The 1,680-nt window shown below is 52.5% G+C and carries 2 protein-coding genes; both read right to left on the reverse strand.

Going from position 1 to position 1,680, the window contains the following annotated elements; translation table 11 throughout:
* The coding region (locus ACRC27_RS08150; protein WP_438639634.1) for an ABC transporter ATP-binding protein at positions 1 to 804 on the reverse strand (804 nt) is incomplete at its 3' end.
* A 1-nt stretch (position 805) separates the two neighbouring features.
* A partial coding sequence (locus ACRC27_RS08155) for an ABC transporter permease (protein WP_438639635.1) occupies positions 806 to 1,680 on the reverse strand: 875 nt, incomplete at its 5' end.

A 1,680-nucleotide genomic window follows, 5' to 3' on the forward strand; every position in this document is an offset into this window, starting at 1 on the left:
CGTAAACGGCAGCGGCTGTGGAAACGTAAAGGTGCCAATAACCGTATCCAGACGCTGTTTGTCGAGCACGCGAGCACTCAGGTAATTGGCCGTGCCAAGAAAATCGGCCACAAAACGGCTACAAGGCTGGTGATACAGCTGTGAAGGCTCACCGATTTGTGCAATCACGCCATCATTCATCACCGCCATACGATCAGAAAACGCAAACGCCTCTTCTTTGCTATGGGTAACAAAAATGGCAGCCACTCCGCGCGCTTTAAGGATTTGTCGAATCTCTTGGATCATCGCAAAGCGTACTTGAGTATCAATATTGGAAAACGGTTCATCAAGCAGCAACAATGCCGGATCGCAGGCCAGTGCACGCGCAATAGCAACACGCTGCTGCTGCCCGCCGGATAACTCATGCGGGAAACGATCATCAAGCCCGTCAAGGCGCACGAGCGACAACATCTCTTGCACCGTGGTATCAATCTGGCTGCGTGGTTGGCCGTGCAGCCCGAAAGCCACATTCTGAGCCACGGTCAGGTGTGGAAAGAGCGCATAATCCTGAAAGATCATGCCAATATTGCGCTTTTCAGGGGCTAAATTTAGCCCCTGACGGCTGACGGTCTGCTGGCCAATCACGATTTCGCCATCACTCAATGGCAACAGGCCGGCCACCGCTTTGAGCAGGGTGGTTTTACCACACCCGCTTGAACCAAGCAGACACAGGATCTCTTTTTCCATCACATTCAGAGACAGATTTTCCAGTACCGCTCTTCCCTGATAACGGCATGTCAGGTTGGTAACAGATAATGCATACATATCAGGATTTCCGCTGTAACGAGAGGTTAAGCCAGATCACGGGCAACAACCCCACCAGCACTAAAACCAGAGCCGGCAATGCCGCTAACTCAAGTTGCTCATCAGAGGTAAAGGTAAACACATGGGTCGCCAGCGTATCAAAGTTAAATGGGCGCAGCAGCAATGAGGCATTCAGCTCTTTCATGCTTTCGATAAACACCATCATGCCCGCGGTCAGTAAACCACGACGCAACAGCGGCAAGTGTACCCGCCTCAACATCGACAATGGTTTACACCCCATAGTACGGCTGGCCATATCTAATGAAGGCGATATTTTACCTAAGCTGCTCTCAATTCCCCCAACAGCCATAGCCGAAAACCGCACGCTGTAGGCAAACACCAGCGCCAGCAGTGAGCCACTGAAAATTAGCCCAGGCATCGGTAAACCGACCCATTTAGCCATGCCATTTAGCCCGTGATCAGCCGCAGTCAGCGGGATCAGTAAACCGATAGCCAGCACCGTACCCGGTACCGCATACCCGAGCGATGCCATCCGCATCGGCACGGCGCTACGGGGGGTTTGGCTTAAACGGCGATAAAAATTGAGCAGCAGTGCCAGCAGCAGAGTCACGCCGGCAGCCAACAGAGAAACCAGCAAACTGTTGCCGCTATAGATCAAAAATTCACTGGTCCATGATTCGCTAAAATAGTGCGTAACCCAGTAAAGAAGTTTGCCGACAGGTAAACCAAACGCCAGTAGTAACAGCCCCCAGCAGTAAGTTTGTGCAGCCAGTGATCGCCAGCCCGTTAAGCGGGTCAACTCATGGGCTTCACGCCCCATGCCCTTTTGGTACACCTGCTGCCGACGGCGACTGTAGCGCTCAATACTGACCAGAA

It is taken from the genome of Plesiomonas sp., from assembly GCF_051650925.1.
Classification (GTDB): domain Bacteria; phylum Pseudomonadota; class Gammaproteobacteria; order Enterobacterales; family CAMTGL01; genus Plesiomonas.